Consider the following 19280-nt stretch of genomic DNA (forward strand, 5'->3'; position numbering starts at 1 on the left):
GTCCATACATTTCGGCCGCTCCAGGCAACGAGGAGAGACCCCTGCGGGGCCCCGAGCCCCCACCCACCGAACCCAAGGCGCCAAGGCGCACCCCCACCGGGCAGAACCGCACCCCACCAGGCAGGACCCACCCCCGCTGATCGCCCACAGCGAACACCCCCCACCCAGGGAACATCCCCCGGCCCACACGCATTGAGTGGGTATTGCTCAACTTGCCTGCCGAAGGGGAGATCATGGCTTCGACGTCCACTTCGCTCACCCTGCCCGTGCTGCCTCTCGACGACGAGGTCGTTCTGCCCGGCATGGTGGTGCCCCTGGACCTTTCCGAGGCGGAGGTGCGGGCCGCGGTCGAGGCCGCGCAGGCCGCTGCCGTTTCGGGTAACAAACCGCGGGTGCTGCTTGTGCCGCGGATCGACGGCGCGTACGCGGCGATCGGCGTGCTCGGGCGCGTCGAGCAGGTCGGGCGGCTGTCCGACGGCGACCCGGGGGCGCTGATCCGCGGCCTCGGGCGGGTGCGCATCGGTGCGGGGACGACCGGGCCCGGCGCAGCCCTGTGGGTGGAGGGGACGACCGTCGAGGAGACGGTGCCCGATCCGCTGCCCGGTGCCGTCACCGAGCTGGTCAAGGAGTACAAGGCGCTGGCCACCGACTGGCTGAAGAAGCGCGGCGCCTGGCAGGTCGTGGACCGCGTCCAGCAGATCGAGGACGTATCGCAGCTCGCGGACAACTCCGGCTACTCGCCGTTCCTGAGCACCGAGCAGAAGGTCCGGCTGCTGGAGACCACGGACCCGGTGGCCCGCCTCAAGCAGGCCACCGAGGCGCTGCGCGAGCACCTCGCCGAGCAGGACGTGGCGGAGTCGATCGCCAAGGACGTCCAGGAGGGTGTGGACAAGCAGCAGCGTGAGTTCCTGCTGCGCCGCCAGATGGAGGCCGTCCGCAAGGAGCTGGCCGAGCTGAACGGCGACCCGGAGGACGAGGGCGAGGACTACCGCGCCCGCGTCGAGGCCGCCGAGCTGCCCGAGGACGTGCGCAAGGCGGCCCTCAAGGAGGTCGACAAGCTGGAGCGGGCCAGCGACCAGAGCCCCGAAGGCAGCTGGATCAGGACCTGGCTGGACACGGTGCTGGAGCTGCCGTGGAACGAGCGTACGCAGGACGCGTACGACATCCCCGGCGCGAAGGAGATCCTGGACGCGGACCACGCCGGTCTGGAGGACGTCAAGGAGCGCATCACCGAGTACCTCGCCGTGCGCAAGCGGCGCGCGGACCGCGGCCTCGGCCTGGTCGGCGGGCGCCGCGGCGGCACCGTGCTGGCGCTGGTCGGCCCGCCCGGCGTCGGCAAGACCTCGCTGGGCGAATCGGTGGCCCGGGCGATGGGCCGCAAGTTCGTCCGGGTCGCGCTCGGCGGCGTACGGGACGAGGCGGAGATCCGCGGCCACCGGCGTACGTACGTCGGCGCGCTGCCCGGCCGTATCGTGCGCGCCATCAAGGAGGCCGGCTCGATGAACCCGGTCGTCCTCCTGGACGAGATCGACAAGGTCGGCTCGGACTTCCGCGGCGACCCGGCCGCGGCCCTCCTCGAAGTCCTCGACCCGGCGCAGAACCACACCTTCCGGGACCATTACCTGGAGGTCGAGCTCGACCTGAGCGACGTGGTCTTCCTGGCGACGGCCAACGTCCTGGAGGCCATACCGGAGCCGCTGCTCGACCGCATGGAGCTGGTCCGGCTGGACGGCTACACGCAGGACGAGAAGACCGTCATCGCCCGCGACCACCTGGTGCCGCGCCAGCTGGAGCGGGCCGGTCTGGAGGCCGGCGAGGTCACGTTCACGGACGAGGCGCTGGCCAAGCTGGCCGGCGAGTACACCCGCGAGGCGGGCGTACGGAACCTGGAGCGGGCCGTCGGGCGGCTGCTGCGCAAGGTCGCGGCCCAGAGCGAGCTGGGGGAGCGGGACCTGCCGTTCACGGTGGGCGTGGACGAACTGCGCCCGCTGATCGGGCGGCCGCACCACACCCCGGAGTCGGCGCAGGACCCGGCCGAGCGGCGCACGTCGGTGCCCGGCGTGGTCACCGGCCTCGCGGTCACCGGCGCGGGCGGCGACGTGCTGTACGTCGAAGCCTCGCTCGCCGACCCGGAGACCGGCGCGTCCGGCCTCCAGCTCACCGGCCAGCTGGGCGACGTGATGAAGGAGTCCGCGCACATCGCACTGTCGTTCCTGCGCTCGCACGGCGCGGAACTGGAGCTGCCGGTCGGCGACTTGAAGGAGCGCGGCGTGCACCTGCACGTACCGGCGGGCGCGGTGCCGAAGGACGGCCCGAGCGCGGGCGTGACGATGACGACGGCACTGGCCTCGCTGCTCTCCGGCCGGCAGGTGCGGCCGGACGTGGCGATGACCGGTGAGGTCTCGCTGACCGGGCGGGTGCTGCCGATCGGCGGCGTCAAGCAGAAGCTGCTCGCGGCGCACCGGGCGGGGATCACGACCGTGGTCATCCCCAAGCGCAACGAGCCGGACCTGGACGACGTCCCCGCCGAGATCCTGGGGAAGCTGGACGTCCACCCCGTCTCCGACGTCCGCCAGGTCCTCGACCTGGCCCTCACCCCGGCCTCGGCCCCGGCCGCCCCGGAGGTCCCGGCCGCGGCGTGACGGACGCGGCCGGCCCGTAGCGGCCCGGAGCCCCCTGAACACGGGGGCTCCGGGCCGCGCGTGTCCCGGTCACCGTGCGTATCGTTGTACTGCGCGACTGCCCGCGCACCGCGGCGGTGGGGAGGAGCGCATGATGACCATCGAGCTGACCGACAACAGGATCGAGATCGAGATGGCCGGCAGCGACGAGCTCAGCCTGGACGAGATGTTCGACCAGCTGGAGCGGATGCCCGTCCCCGAGGGCTGGAAAGCAGAGATCGTCGAGGGGGCCGTCGTCATGTCGCCGCAGCGGGAAAACCACTGGGACATCATCCTGGGGATCGTCGAACAACTACGCGCGAAGTACCCGAGGAAGAGCATCAAGTCGGATGTGCGCTTCGACTTCCCCGGCGGCCTCAACGGCTTCGCTTGTGACGTGGTCGCGCTACGGGGCGGAGCGGAGAAGGACGACAAGGGACGCTGGCGGTACCAGGACGTCGAATTCGTCGCCGAAGTCATCTCCCGGGGCACCTCGCACAACGACTACGGCCCCAAGCTGGATGCCTACGCGGTGGCCGAGGTCCCGGTCTACCTCATCGTCGATCCATACACCGGTACGTGGCATCTCTACACGCTGCCCAAGGACGGGAAGTATCACCGATACCTGACCCTCGACTTCGGGGAGCCGGTGGATCTGACCGACACGGCCGTCGGCCTGACGCTGGAGACGGCGGAATTCGGCCGGGAGTGACGACGCACGCCGCCCCGGGCCCCGGCGCACCCCGCGCCGCCGGGACCCGGCCGCGTCTCACCCGTTGGCCAACGCCTGCAACCGCTCGTACGCCCCGTTGAACCGGTTCCGGTCGCCGACCGTGGTGCCTGAGGACGTGTACTGCCAGATGGTGTGGAAGTCCCAGCCCGCGGGGAGTTCGCCGGCCGAGGTGCCGTAGCGCGGTATCCACAGCGGGTTGACCGAGCCGAACCCCGCGTAGTTGCCGGTGCACTGTTTCCACCAGCTGGTGGAGGTGTAGATGACGGCGTCCCGGCCGGTGCGTGACTTGTACGTGGCGAAGAAGTCCTTCATCCAGCTGATGAGGCCGGACGCGCTCTTGCCGTAGCAGGTCGAGCCGTACGGGTTGTACTCCATGTCGAGCGCGCCGGGCAGGGTGCGGCCGTCCTTGGACCAGCCGCCGCCGTGGTCCACGAAGTAGTCGGCCTGGGCCGCGCCGCTGGAGGTGTCGGGGGTGGCGAAGTGGTACGCGCCGCGGATCATGCCGACGTTGTAGGAGCCGTTGTACTGCTGCGCGAAGTACGGGTTGGTGTAGCTGGTGGACTCGGTGGCCTTGACGTAGGCGAAGCGGACCCCGGCGTTCCACAGGGTCTGCCACGGGACGTTGCCGTTGTGGCTGCTGACGTCGACGCCTTCGACGGAGGCCAGGGTGGGGGGTGGCGCCTCGCCCGGCGCGTCGCCCTCGTGCTTGGCGACCTGGGAGCCGGCCCAGTCCTGGCCCGGGTGGGTGGGCTCGGGGGCCTTTCCGTACGCGGCGGCACCGGCGGTGCCGGGCAGGCCGAGGAGGAGGGCGGCGACGGTGAGGAACAGGACGGCCGGGCCGGATCTGTGCACAGGCATGGGTGCCTCCGAGATCTCGGTGGGGGAGGGGAGAGGGAGAGCTGTATTGGCCCGAGCATGACAAAAGGGCATGTGAGATGTTGGTGTGGCCATGTCAGGCGGTACGACGACGGTACGCGCGTAGACGCTTAGGGCAAAAGAGGGGAGCCGGGCTTCCGTTGGTCTAATCCTGCGAAATACTGGACAAGCTGCGGCTTCGGCCGCCGCGGCAGACAAGTTTCACGGTCCGAAAGCGGGAGAGGGCGCTGACGTGCACAACACCAGACCCGACGGCATGGCCGGGACGGATGAACCCAGTGGTGTGGACCAGGTGTTCCTGTCCCTGGAGAGGGAGTTGGCGGTCTTTCTGCGCCGCGCCCGCGCCACCTCCGGTGAGCTGGCGCGGGCGGTCCACCCGGAGCTGGAGTCGGCGGCGTACGGCCTGCTCGTACGCCTCGCGGACGCCGGGCAGCAGCGGGCCACGGATCTCGCCGGGTACTTCGGTGTGGGCAAGGCGACGATGAGCCGGCAGCTGCGCGCCCTGGAGGACCTGGGTCTGATCGCCCGCGAGCCCGACCCGGCCGACGGGCGGGCCGTGCTCGTCCGCCTCACCGACGAGGGGCACGACCGGTTCAGCTGTGTACGCAACAGCCGCCGTGCCCAGTACGCCCGGCAGCTCGCCTCCTGGGACCGCCGGGAAGTAGCGGAACTGGCCCGCCTCCTGCACCGCTTGAACGGCGAACAGGACGCGGAGGAGGGGTGCGGGGCGACCCCTACGGCCGGGAAGGGCGAACGGGCCGGGAAGGGGGACCGCGGCGGAGACGGCGGAAGCGCCGGCGGCTGAGAGCCGGTGCGCGCCCCCCCGCAGGGCCCTGCGCACCGGCTCCCGACCGGCTCCCGACCGGCTCCCGGCCCGTGACCGTGCCGGTCACAGTCCCGGTCACATCGCCGGTCCCCTCGACGGCCGCCTCCTCCGCGGACGGCCGGCGTCCCGTGGCACTGCGTGGCGCCCCCGCGGGTCAGTTCTCCGGACGCAGCCTCAACGGCAGCCTCCGCAGCCGCCATGCCCCCGGCTGGCGCATCCGTTCCTGCTCCTCCAGCTGCTCATGGGGCAGGGCGAGTGCCACTTCCGGATAGCGTGCGAGCAGTTTGCCGAAGGCGACTTCGCCTTCCTGCCGGGCGAGTGAGGCGCCCAGGCAGTAGTGCATGCCGTGTCCGAAGCCGACGTGGTCCTCGGCGCGGCCCGCCGGCTGGCGCGTCAGGTCGAGTTTTTCCGGCTCGGTGTAGTGGCGCGGGTCGTGGTTGGCCGCTACGAGGCTGAACATCAGGGCGTCGCCCTTGTGGACCTGGGTGCCGGCCACCTCGACGTCCTCGGTGGCGTACCGCAGCTGGGTGGCCTGGATCGGCCCGCAGAAGCGCATCAGCTCGTGGACCGCGCGGGGGAGCAGGCCCGGGTCCTCGGTGAGCAGGCGCCGCTGGTCGGGGTGGGTGAGCAGGGCGAGGGTGCCGTTGCTGATGAGGTGGGCGGTGGTCTCGTGGCCGGCCAGTACCAGCGTCAGGACCATGGTGGCCATCTCGGTCTCGCTCAGCCGGCCGCCGTCGTCGTCCCGGGCCCGGATGAGCGCGCTGAGCAGGTCGTCCCGCAGGGCCGTGCGGCGCTCGCCGATCACTTCGTGGATGTGCTCGACCATGGCCGGCACGGTGGCGCCGATCCGTTTCGGCTCCAGGGAGGCGAGGGCGGCGCCGAACTGCCGCCACAGGTGGCGCTGCTCCTCGTCGATGCCGACCAGTTCGCAGATGACGGTGATGGGCAGCGGGTACGCGAAGTGCTCGACGAGGTCGACGACGCCGTCCTCCGCGTGGTCCGGCAGCCGGTCCAGCAGTGCGTCGGTGATGGCCTCCACCCGCGGCCGCAGGTCCTGGATGCGGCGGGCGGTGAAGGCCCGCGAGACCAGACGCCGCAGCCGGGTGTGGTCCGGCGGGTCGCTGGTGAGGATGTTGTCCACCAGGTACGGGGCCACGTGGTCGGGGATGCCGAACAGCTCGATCAGCTGGGCTCGCGGGTCCTTGTCCGTGTGGCCGGGCAGGCGGGTCGGGTTGTTGATGAACCGCGGGTCGCGCATGACCTCGCGTACCACGTCGAAGCGGGTCACGAGCCAGATGGGCGAGTCGTCGAGGAACCGGCCGCGCACCAGCGCGCCCTGCTCGCGCAGCTTCCCGTAACCGGCGTACGGGTCGTTCAGCAGCTCCGGTTCCATCACGTTCGGCTCGCCCGGGTGCAGGCCGACGTAGGACGGCAGGGCGTCGGGCGGGGTGCTGGTGGCGGAGGCGGTGGTGGAGCCGGGCGGGGTGGCCGTGGTGGACTCGGTGGGCGATGTGGTCATCGTGCGTTCTCCCTCCTGATCAGGGGTGTGATCGGGGATCACGGGCGCAGTTGCCGCCGCACTTCCTGCCGGCTCAGCTCCTCCAGGCGCTGGTAGAGCGCGATGATGGCGGGAGCGGCCGCGGCGATGAGCCGTGGGTCGGGATCGGTGTGGGTCTCCAACGTGGTGCGTACGGTGTGGCACAGCACGTCGGCCCGGTCCTCCGCCCGGTCGGGCGTGTGTTCGGGGAAGAGCGCCTCCGCCTGGAAGAATCCGGCGGAGATCGACATGCAGGCGTACATCTGCTGGTCGACGCTCAGGTCCTTCTTCACGAGGCCGTGCTCGCGCAGGGTGGTGAGCTGGGTGCGCAGGGTCTGGATGCTCTCCGCCACCAGCTCAGCCATCTCCTTCTTGGCGACCGCGTTCAGCCGGCCGAGGACGTCGGAGTCGTCCAGGTACACCGCGCGCAGTACCGGGTCTTCCATGAAGTCGAGGAGGGCCCAGCGCAGCAGTCTGCTGGGCAGGATGTTGCGGTGGTCGGCGCGTATACGGGCCAACTGCCGCGCGTGGTCGCACGACTTGGCCCGCAGGACCACTGCCAGCAGCAGCGCGTCCTTGGTTTTCCAGTGCAGGTAGACGGTGCCTTTGCCGACGTTCGCCCGGCGGGCGATCTCGTCGGTGGTCACGCGTCGGTATCCCCAGGCGAGCAGCAGCTCGCACGCGGCGTCCAGGATGCGTTCGCCGCGTTCCGTGCGCTCTTCCGGTTCCACGCGTCCTGGCCCCCCCGACTCCGTGACCAGATTTCGAATCTGGTCACGGAGTCAAAGGTAGGCCGGGCGGGGCCTGCTGGATAGGGCGGTTTCCAGCCGTGTGCCGGGATTTCGGGGCCTCGTGCCCTCGCCCGCGCCGCGCCGCCGCCGGGAGCTCCCGGCCCCTACGGCTCCACCAGCACCACCGTCGCGTCGTCCCGCGACTTGCCGCGCGGGAAGGCCGTACCGTCGGGGTCGGCGGCCTCCAGTGCCCGTACGCGATCGACCAGACCCTGCGGCCCCTCCTTGCGTACCACCGCCGCGCAGTCCGCCCAGGAGCCCTCGCGGAAGACCTCGACCCACCGTGATGCCCCGTCACTGAGCGCGGTCAGCGACCGCACTTCGGCGCGCGGCAGGGAGCCGGTGACCGCGCGGGCGGCCACCGCCGGGTCGGCCGCGGCGGTGAAGAAGCCGCCCTCGGCGTTGCGCAACGCCTCCACTGCGGCCGTGTACTCGCGGCCCGCGGCGGCGAGTTCGGCGGAGCCGCGCGGCAGGCCCCGTACGGTCTCGCGCAGGGCTTGTACGGTGGGCGGGAGTTCGTCCAGGCGGGTGTCCAGGACCGGCCGGACCGTGCCGTCGTGGTGCTCGACGAGCAGGACGGAATCGGACAGGACCAGGTACTCGACGGCATCCGGCGACCAGCGCGCGGCCACCGCGGTTGCCTGCGGAGTGCGGGCGTGAGAAAGGTCACAGGTCGACCGGTGAACTTCGGCCGTCCTGGAGATGGCGGCCGAAAGCGCCTCAGGGAGCGTCATATCCCGGAATGAACCGGACAGTTCGAGCATTGCGCCCCCGAGTCGCGCGGTGTACCACGGCACCGGGTGGGTGCAGCCGACCTCGTACGGCGGTGGGGTCACGCCGTCCAGCAGGACCAGCACTCCGCCCTGGCCGGAGGCGGGCAGCGCGACGGACGCGTAGTCCTCGTTCGGGTGTTGGGGGTCTCCCGGCTCGGTGGCCAGTTCGATACGCATGCCGGCCAGTCTGCCGGAGCGCGTCCGGTTTCCCGCGGTGTGCGGACTTCGCCGGGTACGGCGGGTGTAGTACCAGGTCAGGGGCGTAACAGGGGCCTAAAATCGCGGTCCCCGGAATGCGGGCGCGCATCCTTCCAGGACCCCGCGCGGTTCGCCAAACCCGCCCGGGGGTTGCGAGGGGTTGCACGCCGCGACGGCCGGGATCGGAAGTTGATGGTCAACTTCCGATTGATGTTCACTCATTCGAGTGGCCAGGCATGCGTTGCCGGGCCACTGCGCGATGCCGGTGGAATGGTCGTGGCCCGGATCATGGGAGGGGCCGTGACGCTCGTCGCGACGCGCAGAGCCGGGCTGCTTCCCTCGCGGACGTGTGCATTGCTGCGGTCTTCGCACAGGTCCGCCCCGCGAGCGGGGAGCGAGCCGGGTCCGCGGGACCACACGGTGTGGGCAGGCGAGACAGGAATGCGAGCAGCGGTGCGGAAGAAGCGGCTTCGGGACGGCGCGGGCGGGCCGGGATCGCCGGCCGGTCCGGTTTCGGGTACGGCTCCGGGCGTCGCCCCGGGCGCGCCCGCGGGGACCGGGACGGCACCCGGCACCGCGGCGACCCCCGGCACGCCCGGGAACCGCAGAAAGACCGCTCCGCAGAACGCCTCCGCCGCCCCCGTCCCGTCGCCCGCCGGGCGCCCGGCCCGGGTGCGCAACCGTCTCGTCGGCGCCGTGGCCGTCGCCGGGCTCGCCGTCCTGGGCGCCGGCGCCCCCGCCGTCGTCTCCGCCGTGGACGACACCCACGCCTCCCAGCGGCTGGTCGACCTCGCCGGCCTGAACGCCCGCGCCGTCACGCTTGCGCACTCCCTCGCCGACGAGCGGGACGCGATGACCGAGTTCGTCGCGGGCGGGCGCTCCGCCAAGAACGGCGGCGCCGGCGTCTCGGAAGCCCAGCGGGCCCGCGTGGACCGGCAGATCAGCGAGCTGCGCGCGGTGGCGAACGGCGCGGCGGGCGCCGACGCCGCGTACCGCGCGGCCGACAAGCTCCTCGCCGCGCTGCCGCAGACCCGTCAGAAGGCGCTCTCGGGGCCCGGCCAGGTGACCGAGACCTTCGACGCCTACACGGCCGCCGTCCAGGCGCTCGGCGCGCTGTCCGACGCCATCGCCCGCGACCTGCCCGCCCGCGCGAGCGAGGTCGCCCCGGACCTCCGGGCCCTGCCGCAGCTCGGCCGCGCCACCGACCAGGCCGCCGCGGCCCGCGCCCTGCTCGTCCCGGCCCTGGCCGCCGGCGGCCCGCAGGCCAAGCTGACCGCCGCCGCGCAGCAGGCTCACGTACGCGAGCAGGCCGCGCTGGCCGCCTTCAAGCAGTCGGCGAGCCCCAAGGCCCGGGACGCGTACGACCGCGCCGTCAACGGCGGCGACGTGAACACCGCCGAGGGCTACCTCGCCAGGCTCACCGACCAGCCGCGGCTGGACGCCGACGACCAGAAGCTGAGCAGCGCGCGCGTGAAGACCGCGCTCACCGCCCGGATCGGCCTGATGCGCAGCGTCGAGGCGTCGATGGCCACCGCCGACATCGACCGGCTGGGCGCGCTGCGCGACGACGACGTGACGGCGCTGGAGATCCGTATCGCCCTGGCCGGCGTCTGCCTGCTGCTCGCGGTCGGCGCCAGCGTCTCCGCGTGGCGCTCGGTGACCCGGCCGCTCGCCGCGCTGCGGCTGGGCGCCCGGCGGGTGGCGGCCGACCCGGCGGGCGAGCCCCCGGTCGCGTTCAAGGGACGCAACGACGAGTTCGCCGACGCCGTACGGTCCGTCAACGCCCTGCACGCCCAGGTCGGCGAGGTCTCCCGCCGGACCGCCGAACTGGAGGCCGAACGCGCCCGGCTGATCGGCGGCCGCAAGCGCCTGGTCGCCGAGCGCGACACGCTCCAGGAGGAGCGCGCGGCGCTGCGCCAGGAGATCACGGACCTGACCGGGCGGATGGAGGCGCTGCGCACCGGTGTGCACGGCCGGTTCGTCAACCTCGCGCTGCGCACCCTGGGCCTGGTGGAGCGCCAGCTGACCGTCATCGAGTCGCTGGAGCAGAAGGAACAGGACCCCGCCCGGCTGGAGACCCTCTTCAAGCTGGACCACTTCGCCGCCCGGATGCGGCGCAACAGCGAGAACCTCCTCGTGCTGGCCGGCGCCGAGCACGGCACCGGCCAGCCGGCGCCGGTCCCGCTGCTGGACGTGCTGCGCGCCTCGATCAGCGAGATCGAACGGTACGAGCGGGTCCGCGTCCAGTCGCTGCCGCCGCACTCCCAGGTCGCCGGTTTCGCCGCCGACGACCTCAGCCACCTCGTCGCGGAGCTGCTGGAGAACGCCACCGCCTTCTCGCCGCCGGACTCCCGTGTCGAGCTGTCCGGCTGGCTGCTGGAGAGCGGCGAGGTGATGCTCTCGGTGCAGGACGAGGGCATAGGGATGACCGCGGAGCGGCTGGCGGAGCTGAACGACCGCCTCGCGTCCGCGCCCGGAAGCGACGACAGTCCGGAGACGGCGGACGAGACGCTGGGCCTCGGCCTGTACGTCGTCGTACGGCTCGCCGCGCGCCACGGTATTCGCGTACAGCTGCGTGACCAGCAGCAGGGCGGAGTCACGGCGGTCGTCGTACTGCCCGCGGCCATCCTGCCGACCCGCCCGGCACCGGGCGCCGTATCGCCCGCCCTGCCCGGCGAGGGCGGCACCCAGAACCTGCCCGGCTCGGTCGCCGAGGCCAACTCCAACACGCTCCAGACGCGGCTGCCGCGGCTGGAGCAGGGCGGGGCGGCGGCAGGGGCCGCGGACGGTACCGAAGAGGCTCCGGCGGCAGCCGCGGAGCGGGCGGCGGAGCCGGTCGCGGCGGTGGACGCGGAAGCCGGCGGGGAGCCGACGGCCGGCGCGAGTCCGTACGGCCCGCAATCGCCCGGCCCGTATGCCAAGGAGACGGCCGAGCACACCCGGCCCGCGGAAGCGGCGCACCCGGCGCCCGGGGCAGCGGTTCCCGGCCCGGCGGCGCCCGCCGCGGACACGACCACCGGCCAGGGCGCCGGTGCGCCACGCCGGCTGACCGACCAGGGCCTGCCCAAGCGCACGCCCCGGATCGTGGCGCGGAAGCCCCCCGCCGCACCCCGTACGGGCAACGCGGCGGCCAACGCCGAAGCCCTGCGGGCCCGGCTCGGCGGCTTCCAGCAGGGGGCGCGGGACGGCCGGCGCGATGTCGAGGCCGAGATCGCGGAACGTACAGCGGAGCAGACCATCCCACAGACGGACACCGACGGAGCGGGGGCCCCGGGAGAGAGCCACGTTGTCGAGGAGGCACGCGATTGAAGGCGCAAGCGCCCACTGCTTACGGGCTGAGCAGCCAGGCACGGAATCTGCACTGGCTGCTGACGAATCTGGTCGATGAGGTACCGGGCATCCGCTCGGTGGTGGTGGTCTCCTCCGACGGACTGATGCTGCTCTCCTCCGACCCGGGACTCGCCGCCGCGGCCTTCCGGGCCGGGCAGCCGGGCGCGCCGGCGGGCCCGCGCGGGTCCAGCGCGGACCTTGCCACCATCGTCTCCGGACTGGGCAGCCTCACCACGGGGGCCGCCCAGCTGATGGACGGCGGGGCGGTCAAGCAGACGATGGTCGCCATGGAGGAGGGCAGCCTCTTCGTCATGGCGATCAGCGACGGTTCGCTGCTCGGGGTGCACGCCGCCCCGGACTGCGACATGAGCGTCATCGCCTACCACATGGCGCTGTTCGTCGGCCGGGCCGGCCATGTCCTGACCCCCGAACTCCGCAGCGAGCTGCGCAAGTCGATGGAGAGCGCCCAGTGAGCACGAGCCCCGAGCTCCCCGTTCGCGGCGGGGACCGCAAACCGTCCCGTGTGCGTCCGTACTCGCTCACCGGCGGGCGCACCCGCTTCGGCCACGTCCTGCTGGTCGAGACGTTCGTGGCCGCGCTGGACGGCCCCGAGGAGCGGCGCGAGCTGACGTCCGGCAACTGGGGCGACCGGGTGATGCCGGAGATGCGCGCGATCGTCGAGCTGTGCCGCCGGATGCGTTCGGTCGCGGAGATCTCCGCGCTGCTCAAGATGCCGCTGGGCGTGGTCCGGGTGCTGCTCAGCGACCTCGCCGACCAAGGAAAGATCCGCGTCTACGGCACCGGGCACGGCACCGGCCGACCCGACCGCGCGCTGCTGGAAAGGGTGTTGGGTGGACTTCGCAGGCTCTGACACGATGACGGCCGGGGCCGCCGGAGCGTCCGAAGTGTCCGCGGCGGCCGACGAGGCGGGGCTGCAGAGCTGGCAGACGGATCGTTCCCGCGCCCCCATCGCCACCAAGATAGTGGTGGCCGGCGGCTTCGGCGTGGGCAAGACGACCTTCGTCGGCTCGGTCTCCGAGATCACCCCGTTGCAGACCGAGGCGGTGATGACGCAGGCCAGCGAGGGCACGGACGACCTGTCCGCCACCCCGCAGAAGACCACGACCACGGTCGCGATGGACTTCGGGCGGATCACCCTCGACTCCGACCTGGTGCTCTACCTGTTCGGTACACCGGGGCAGCAACGTTTCTGGTTCATGTGGGACGACCTGGTGCGCGGCGCGATCGGTGCGATCGTCATGGCCGACACCCGCCGCCTGGACGACTGCTTCCCCGCGCTCGACTACTTCGAGAGCTGCGCCCTGCCGTACGTGGTCGCGGTCAACCACTTCGAGGGGACGGCCGAGTACGCCGTCGAGGACGTACGCGAGGCCCTGACCGTGCCGCCGCACGTGCCCGTCGTGATCATGGACGCGCGCAAGCGGATCACGGTCGTCGAGTCGCTGCTCGCGCTGGTCGCGCACGCCCTCGAAACCACTCCCGAATAGCCCGAGCCGCCCCCCGTACCTGGGAAGAGAGCACAACCATGCGGAAGATACTCATCGTCGGAGCCGGCCAGTCCGGGCTCCAGCTCGCCCTCGGGCTCCAGGCCCAGGGCTATGAGGTCACCCTCATGTCCAACCGCACCGCCGACGAGATCCGCGCCGGCCGGGTCATGTCCACGCAGTGCATGTTCCACACCGCGCTCCAGCACGAGCGCGACCTGGCGCTGAACTTCTGGGAGAGCCAGGCCCCGCGCATCGAGGGCCTGGGCGTCTCGGTCGCCGCCCCCGGCAGCCACGCGGAGCCCGGCGGCACCCAGCGGGCCGTCGACTGGGTGGGCAAGCTGGACGGCTACGCCCAGTCCGTCGACCAGCGCCTGAAGATGGCCGGCTGGATGGAGACCTTCGCGCAGCGCGGCGGGCAGCTCGTCATCCACGGTGCCGCCGTCTCCGACCTCGACTTCTTCGCGAGCCGCTACGACCTGACGCTGGTCTCGGCCGGCAAGGGCGAGCTGGTGTCGATGTTCGCGCGCGACGCGTCCCGTTCGCCGTACGACGCCCCGCAGCGCGCGCTGGCCGTCGCGTACGTGCACGGTCTGGGCCCCCGCCCGGAGCACCCGGACTTCGACGCGGTGCGCTGCAACCTTGTACCGGGCGTCGGCGAGCTGTTCATCATGCCGACCCTCACCAACTCGGGCCGCGCCGACATCCTCTTCTGGGAGGGCATCCCCGGCGGCCCGCTGGACGTCTTCGCGGGCGTCCGGGACCCCAACGAGCACCTGGCGACGACCCTGGAGCTGATGGAACGCTTCACTCCCTGGGAGTACGCGCGCGCCACCAAGGTCGAGCTGACCGACGCCAACGGCACCCTCGCCGGGCGCTACGCGCCGACCGTGCGCAAGCCCATCGGCCGGCTCCCCTCCGGCGGGCTGGTCCTCGGTGTCGCGGACGTCGTGGTCGCCAACGACCCGATCACCGGCCAGGGCTCCAACTCCGCGTCCAAGTGCGCCGCCTCGTACCTCGCCTCGATCATCGGGCACGGCGACCGCCCCTTCGACGCGGAGTGGATGCAGACCGCCTTCGACCGCTACTGGGAGACCGCCCAGCACGTCACGAGGTGGACCAACGCGATGCTGGCGCCGCCGCCGGAGCACGTGCTGAACCTGATCGGCGCGGCCGGAGAACTCCAGCCGGTCGCCGACCGGTTCGCGAACGGGTTCAACGACCCGGCCGACTTCGACAACTTCTTCTTCGAGGCGGAGAAGGCGGAGCAGTACCTCGCCTCGCTGGGCTAGCCTGCGGCCGCCGGTGCCGGGCACGCGGTGTCCCGCTCGGGAGCCGCGCCCGCCAGCAGGTACCGGTCGACCAGGCCGTCCACGCACCCGTTCCCGTTCCCGTACTGGCCGTGATCGCCGCCGTCGACGGTGACCAGGCGGGAGCCGCGCAGGGTCCGGTGGGCTGCGAGGGCGCCCTCGTAGTGGGCGGCGGGGTCGTGGCGCGAGGCGAGCATGAGCGTCGTCGGCAGGCCCCTGCCGGTGACGTGGACGCGCGGGGCGCGGGAGGCGGGCCAGGCGGCGCAGGTCGCGGCGAGGGCCAGGGCCCGCGCCCCGACCAGCGGGTACGTCGCCGTGTACGCGGCCGTCCGGCGCACCCAGCCGTCCATGTCCCGGCTCCACGGGGTGTCGTTGCACGTCACCGCGGAGAACTCGGCGAGGAATTCCGGACTGAGGTAGTCGCCGAAGACCCTCCGGGCCGTGCCGCGCTCGGCCGGTGCGGCGGTGTCCCAGTGGTCGAGGGCGGCGAGGGCGGTGGCCAGCGGGGCGAAGCCCCCGGCCGCGTTGTAGAGGGCCTGGCCGGTGCCGAAGTCCAGGCGGTTGGGGGTCACCCGATGCCCATTGCCCAGGTCGGCGGGGTGGTCGCGCAGGGCCAGACGCCGCGCTTCCCACTTCGCCTTCGCCTCGGCGGCGGTGCGCCCGTAGTGGTACGTGGCGTCGCGCGCGGCGAGCCAGGGCAGGAAGTCCTGCTCGAAGCGGCGCTGGAAGCTGAGCGGCTGGCCCTCCTCGAAGGACTGCCAGGTGCCGGCGAAGCCGACCGGGCTGTCCAGGACGAGCCGGTCGACGCGGTGCGGGAACTCCGTCGCGTAGTAGGCGCCGATCATGGTCGCGTACGAAGGGCCGTAATACGCGATCCTGCGGGCACCGAGCAGCGCGCGGAACAGGTCCATGTCGCGCACCGTCTGGTCGGTGGTGATGTACGGCGCCAGCCCGCCGCTCCGCTCCTGGCAGGCGCGCGCCAGCTGACGGGAACGCCGCACGGCACCCCGTACCGCAGCGGGCGAGCGGTCCCGCGAGTCGTCGCCGAAGAACGCGTCGAACTCCGCCCTGGTCTGGCAGGTGAGGGGCGTGCTGAGCGGCAGCCCGCGCTGGTTGAAGCTCACGATGTCGTACGCGGCGGCCACCGCGGGCGACTTCTCGGCGAAGTCCGCCGGCCTGGTCAGGCCCTGTCCGCCCGGCCCGCCCGCCGCCATCATCAGGACGCCCCGCCGGGCCGCCGGATCGGCCGCCCGGTGCCGGGACACGGAAATGCCGAGGTCCGGGCCGTCCGCAGGGTGGTGCCAGTCGCGCGGCACGGTCATCGTCGCGCATTCCAGCGACGGCTTGCCGTCGCAGGCGTGCCAGCTGAGCCGCTGCTCCGTATAGCGCGCGGGAATGTGCCCGTCCCCCGCGGCCGAGGCGGACCCGGTGGCCGCCGGCAGCAGCGCGGCCGTCGCCACGGTCACCAGCCCCGCCACGGAGGCCCTTCGCCACCGTGGCCTTCCGAACACCCGCATGCGTTCCTCCCCTGTAGGCGCGTACGGCTGTGTGCCGTACGGGAACGATGCTGCGCCGCGCGGCCAGGGGGCGTCGATGAAGCAGGGGTGAGTCCTGGGGGTGGTGTCAGTGCCACCGCGGCGGTGCGTAGGCGCGCAGGGCCGCCGCGTCCCGGTCCGGGCGGACCGCGCCGAGCAGCGGGTTCGACGCGATGGGGGAGACCTTGATCTCGGTTCCGGGGCGCGGGGCCTGCACCACCATGCCGTCGCCCAGGTACATCGCGACGTGCGTGGCGCCGGGGAAGTAGATCACCAGGTCGCCGGGGCGCAGCGCGCGCAGCGGTACGTGCGGGAGCCGCCGCCACTGCTCCTGGCTGGTGCGCGGAATGGCCCGCCCGGCGTGCGACCACGCCTGCGAGGTGAGGCCGGAGCAGTCGAAGGAGTCGGGACCCTGCGCGCCCCACACGTACGGCTTGCCGACCTGCCGCAGGCCGTACCGCACGGCCCGGTCGCCGCTCGCCGACGGCGCCCGCGTCCCGCGCAGCTCGCCGGACGCCAGCAGCCGGCCCTGCGCGTCGTCCGTGCCCCGCTGCTCCAGCGTGCCGAGTTCGGCGAGCTGGTCGTCGGAGAGCGTGGCGAGCAGTTCCTCGACCTCCTTGAGCCGCCCCGTCACCGCGTCCCGCTGCCGCTTGCGCCGTTCGGTGAGCACCTGCTGTCGGTCCAGCGCCGCCCGCGCCTGCCGGGCCAGCCCGTTCGCCCGCTTCTCGGCGCCGGTCAGACGCGCGACGGCGGCGGCCTGGCTGCCGGCCGCCTCCTTGAGCAGGTGGCCCTCCTCCAGTACCTCCTGCGGGTCGGCGGACAGCAGCATGCGCAGGTAGGTGGACAGTCCGGCGGCGCCGCTGCCTTGGTACTGCCGGCGGGCCAGCCGCCCCGCGTCGGCCTGCCCGTCGGCGAGCCGGGTACGGGCCCGGGCCAGCCGCAGGTTGAGGTCCCGGGACTTCTCGCGCTGCGCCTTCAGGGCCTCCTCGGTGGCGTTGTACGCCTCGGTGGCCTGCTCGGCGCGGCGGTAGAGGTCCTGGAGGCGGGTCAGGAGGCTGCGGGGGGAGCCGTCTTCGGAGTCGGCGGTGCCGGGGTCGGTGGTATCGCCGGGGTCCGCCGCCTCTCCGGCCGTGAGCGCTTCCCCGGCCGTGGCCGTCTCCCCGGCCGCCGCCGGATCCGGGTCCGGAGCGGCGTGTACGGGGGTGGCGGGCAGCGTCAGCGTGACCGCTCCCACCAGCGCCATCGCGCAGACCGACCGTACGATCCGGCCCGGTACCGACCGACCTGACAAGCACCGCTGCGACACGAACCCACCTCCGACGGACAGCTGTGGCTCCGGCGGGCCCACGGCCCGCCGTCCGATTCGTTCGGATCGTGCCACGGTGGTCGTATCTTCGCCGTGGGGGTGGGGCCACCGGGGCGGTACGGTCACCCGATCGGGCGCCGACGGCGTGTCACGGCGCCCGACGGCGGTCGCGGCGTGCTGCTGAGGGGCGGTCAGCTTCCGTAGTAGGCGTCGAAGTTCCTCTGGAACTCCCAGCCGCCGAACCGGTCCCAGTTGATGGACCAGGTCATCAGGCCCCGCATGCCGGGCCAGCGGCCGTGGGGGCGGTAGCTGCCGCAGTCGGTGCCCCGGGTGAGGCAGTTGAGGGCCTTGGTGACCTCGGCGGGCGCGGTGTGCCCGTTGCCCGCGTACGAAGAGGCGGGCAGGCCGATGGCGACCTGCGACGGGTTCAGCGCCGGGAAGACGTTGTTCTGGTTGCCGGCGACCGGGAAGCCGGTCAGCAGCATGTCGGTCATCGCGATGTGGAAGTCCGCGCTGCCCATGAAGTGGTACTGGTTGTCCAGGCCCATGATCGGTCCGGAGTTGTAGTCCTGGACGTGCAGCAGGGTCAGGTCGTCGCGGAGCGCGTGGATGACGGGCAGGTACGCGCCGGCCCGCGGGTCCTGGCCGCCCCAGGGGCCCGAGCCGTAGAACTGGTAGCCGAGCTGGACGAAGAACGTCTCCGGCGCCATGGTGAGCGTGAACCCGGGCCCGTACTTGGCCTTGAGGGTCTTCACCGCCGAGATCAGGTTGACGATCGAGGGCGTCTTCGGGTTCTTGAAGTCGGTGTCGCCGTTGGCCAGCGAGAGGGAGTGGCCCTCGAAGTCGATGTCCAGGCCGTCCAGCCCGTACCGGTCGATGATCGCGCCGACCGACTGCACGAACCGGTCCCGGGCGGCGGTGGTGGTCAGCTGGACCTGTCCGTTCTGGCCGCCGATCGAGATCTGCACCTTCTTGCCCGCGGCCTGCTTCGCCTTGACCGCGGCCTTGAACTCCGCCTCGCTCTCCACGCCCGGACACTCCGTCTTGGGGCAGAGCGAGAAGCGGATGTCGCCGGAGGTGACGGAGGCCGGCTCGCCGAAGGCCAGGTTGATGATGTCCCAGCTGTCCGGCACGTCGGCCAGGCGCGTGTAGCCGGAGCCGTTGGCGAAACTGGCGTGCAGGTAGCCGACGAGGGCGTGCTCGGGAAGCGCTTGGGCACGGGCGGCCGGTGCGGGCGCGGGGGCCGGGGCGGCCTGGGCGGGGGAGGAGGACAGGGCCGCGGCGCCGAGGAGGCCGGCGGCGACGGTGGCCAGGGTGGCGGTCAGGGGTCTCTTGGACAGGCGGCGTCTGCGGCGCATGGGGGGTGCTCCTTGTCGTCGGCGGTACGGAGGGGACGTACGCGCGTGCCGAAACGGGAGGGGCCGCCCCTGCGGGGGTGGGGCCTTGCCAGGGAGGCGCAAGCGCGGCTCCCCCCTGGGCAGGCAGCAAACAGGACTAGACCAGTACTGTCAATGGTCCGGACCAAGAGTGGGGGTACCGGACGGCGCGCCGTAGGCGGCCGTCCGCCAATGCGGTCAACTGCGCGATCAACGCCGCCCGGACCACGGCCACTTGGGCCCGCCCTGCGGCTTCCCCTCCGGGGCGTACTCGTACTTCCACCCCCGCGGCAGCCCCAGCCGCCCCACCCGGCCCGGCGCCCGCCGGTACAGATGCACCGTCGGCGGGCTGCCGTCGTCGTTCGGCACCGGGATCTCGTACGTCTTCGGCGGCTGGCCGGTCGCGCCGACGAGGACCGGCAGCACCCGCCCATCGAGCGGGCCGCCGACGAACGGGGTGTTCTCGCTTCTCACCCCACCAGTCTCACATCCCCCGCGGGCCGACGAAAGCGCAGGTCAGGCCA

Annotated in this window: 15 protein-coding genes and 1 pseudogene; 8 read left to right on the forward strand and 8 right to left on the reverse strand. The window is 72.5% G+C overall.

Annotated features, from left to right (window positions below):
- Positions 1-233: 233 nt before the first annotated feature.
- Both lon and ADK86_RS02615 read left to right on the forward strand, forming a co-directional pair.
- Positions 234-2642, forward strand: coding sequence for an endopeptidase La (lon, locus tag ADK86_RS02610; protein ID WP_053695083.1), 2409 nt, complete (start codon positions 234-236; stop codon positions 2640-2642).
- 130 nt (positions 2643-2772) lie between these two features.
- A complete protein-coding gene (locus ADK86_RS02615; RefSeq protein ID WP_053695066.1) occupies positions 2773-3372 on the forward strand; it encodes a Uma2 family endonuclease in 600 nt (199 codons plus the stop codon).
- 57 nt (positions 3373-3429) lie between these two features.
- Here ADK86_RS02615 and ADK86_RS02620 read toward each other — a convergent pair whose 3' ends face one another.
- Positions 3430-4251 (reverse strand): lysozyme, encoded by an 822-nt coding sequence (locus ADK86_RS02620; RefSeq protein WP_053695067.1) that lies wholly within the window; start codon positions 4249-4251, stop codon positions 3430-3432.
- 274 nt (positions 4252-4525) lie between these two features.
- On the opposite strand from ADK86_RS02620, the gene ADK86_RS02625 reads away from it, so the two are divergent.
- Complete coding sequence (locus ADK86_RS02625) at positions 4526-5074, forward strand: MarR family winged helix-turn-helix transcriptional regulator (RefSeq protein WP_053695084.1); 549 nt, start codon at positions 4526-4528, stop codon at positions 5072-5074.
- 175 nt (positions 5075-5249) lie between these two features.
- Here ADK86_RS02625 and ADK86_RS02630 read toward each other — a convergent pair whose 3' ends face one another.
- The 3 genes from ADK86_RS02630 to ADK86_RS02640 form a co-directional block, all read right to left on the reverse strand.
- Complete coding sequence (locus ADK86_RS02630; protein WP_199834336.1) at positions 5250-6614, reverse strand: cytochrome P450 family protein; 1365 nt, start codon at positions 6612-6614, stop codon at positions 5250-5252.
- Positions 6615-6652: 38 nt separating this feature from the next.
- Complete coding sequence (locus tag ADK86_RS02635; RefSeq protein ID WP_053695068.1) at positions 6653-7363, reverse strand: TetR/AcrR family transcriptional regulator; 711 nt, start codon at positions 7361-7363, stop codon at positions 6653-6655.
- 164 nt (positions 7364-7527) lie between these two features.
- Positions 7528-8373 (reverse strand): protein phosphatase 2C domain-containing protein, encoded by an 846-nt coding sequence (locus ADK86_RS02640; protein WP_053695069.1) that lies wholly within the window; start codon positions 8371-8373, stop codon positions 7528-7530.
- Positions 8374-9066: 693 nt separating this feature from the next.
- Here ADK86_RS02640 and ADK86_RS02645 point away from each other — a divergent pair.
- Genes ADK86_RS02645 through ADK86_RS02665 form a run of 5 tightly spaced genes read left to right on the forward strand, consistent with a single transcriptional unit; the run spans position 9067 to position 14521 of the window.
- Entirely contained in the window at positions 9067-11703 is a 2637-nt protein-coding gene (locus ADK86_RS02645; protein WP_053695086.1) for a nitrate- and nitrite sensing domain-containing protein, read from the forward strand.
- Positions 11700-12197 carry a roadblock/LC7 domain-containing protein gene (locus ADK86_RS02650; protein ID WP_053695070.1) on the forward strand — a complete coding sequence of 166 codons (498 nt, stop codon included), beginning with the start codon at positions 11700-11702 and terminating at the stop codon, positions 12195-12197. The genes ADK86_RS02645 and ADK86_RS02650 overlap by 4 nt, the downstream gene beginning before the upstream one ends.
- On the forward strand, positions 12194-12595 hold the full coding sequence (locus ADK86_RS02655) for a DUF742 domain-containing protein (protein WP_003984008.1): 402 nt from the start codon (positions 12194-12196) through the stop codon (positions 12593-12595). The genes ADK86_RS02650 and ADK86_RS02655 overlap by 4 nt, the downstream gene beginning before the upstream one ends.
- A 4-nt stretch (positions 12596-12599) precedes the next feature.
- Positions 12600-13232, forward strand: coding sequence for a GTP-binding protein (locus ADK86_RS02660; protein ID WP_053695071.1), 633 nt, complete (start codon positions 12600-12602; stop codon positions 13230-13232).
- Positions 13233-13270: 38 nt separating this feature from the next.
- A complete protein-coding gene (locus ADK86_RS02665; protein ID WP_053695072.1) occupies positions 13271-14521 on the forward strand; it encodes a styrene monooxygenase/indole monooxygenase family protein in 1251 nt (416 codons plus the stop codon).
- Here the strand turns inward: ADK86_RS02665 and ADK86_RS02670 are convergent.
- The 4 genes and pseudogenes from ADK86_RS02670 to ADK86_RS02685 all read right to left on the reverse strand — a co-directional run bounded on the left by ADK86_RS02670 (position 14518) and on the right by ADK86_RS02685 (position 19230).
- On the reverse strand, positions 14518-16005 hold the full coding sequence (locus ADK86_RS02670; RefSeq protein WP_234345659.1) for an alpha/beta hydrolase: 1488 nt from the start codon (positions 16003-16005) through the stop codon (positions 14518-14520). The two genes, ADK86_RS02665 and ADK86_RS02670, sit on opposite strands and share 4 nt — an antisense overlap.
- Positions 16006-16162: 157 nt before the next feature.
- Complete coding sequence (locus ADK86_RS02675; RefSeq protein ID WP_234345660.1) at positions 16163-17317, reverse strand: C40 family peptidase; 1155 nt, start codon at positions 17315-17317, stop codon at positions 16163-16165.
- A 254-nt stretch (positions 17318-17571) separates the two neighbouring features.
- Positions 17572-18588, reverse strand: a pseudogene (locus ADK86_RS02680) (chitinase); the annotation flags it as partial.
- Positions 18589-18966: 378 nt separating this feature from the next.
- Positions 18967-19230 (reverse strand): hypothetical protein, encoded by a 264-nt coding sequence (locus ADK86_RS02685; protein ID WP_053695075.1) that lies wholly within the window; start codon positions 19228-19230, stop codon positions 18967-18969.
- Positions 19231-19280 lie beyond the last annotated feature (50 nt).

The organism is Streptomyces sp. NRRL F-5755, from assembly GCF_001279365.1.
In the GTDB taxonomy this organism is placed as follows: domain Bacteria; phylum Actinomycetota; class Actinomycetes; order Streptomycetales; family Streptomycetaceae; genus Streptomyces; species Streptomyces rimosus.

Coding starts and splice junctions, on each gene's coding strand:
- lon (WP_053695083.1), top strand. CDS start 234: ATGGCTTCGACGTCCACTTCGCTCACCCTGCCCGTGCTGCCTCTCGAC.
- ADK86_RS02615 (WP_053695066.1), top strand. CDS start 2,773: ATGATGACCATCGAGCTGACCGACAACAGGATCGAGATCGAGATGGCC.
- ADK86_RS02620 (WP_053695067.1), bottom strand. CDS start 4,251: ATGCCTGTGCACAGATCCGGCCCGGCCGTCCTGTTCCTCACCGTCGCC.
- ADK86_RS02625 (WP_053695084.1), top strand. CDS start 4,526: ATGGCCGGGACGGATGAACCCAGTGGTGTGGACCAGGTGTTCCTGTCC.
- ADK86_RS02630 (WP_199834336.1), bottom strand. CDS start 6,614: ATGACCACATCGCCCACCGAGTCCACCACGGCCACCCCGCCCGGCTCC.
- ADK86_RS02640 (WP_053695069.1), bottom strand. CDS start 8,373: ATGCGTATCGAACTGGCCACCGAGCCGGGAGACCCCCAACACCCGAAC.
- ADK86_RS02660 (WP_053695071.1), top strand. CDS start 12,600: ATGACGGCCGGGGCCGCCGGAGCGTCCGAAGTGTCCGCGGCGGCCGAC.
- ADK86_RS02665 (WP_053695072.1), top strand. CDS start 13,271: ATGCGGAAGATACTCATCGTCGGAGCCGGCCAGTCCGGGCTCCAGCTC.
- ADK86_RS02675 (WP_234345660.1), bottom strand. CDS start 17,317: ATGGCGCTGGTGGGAGCGGTCACGCTGACGCTGCCCGCCACCCCCGTA.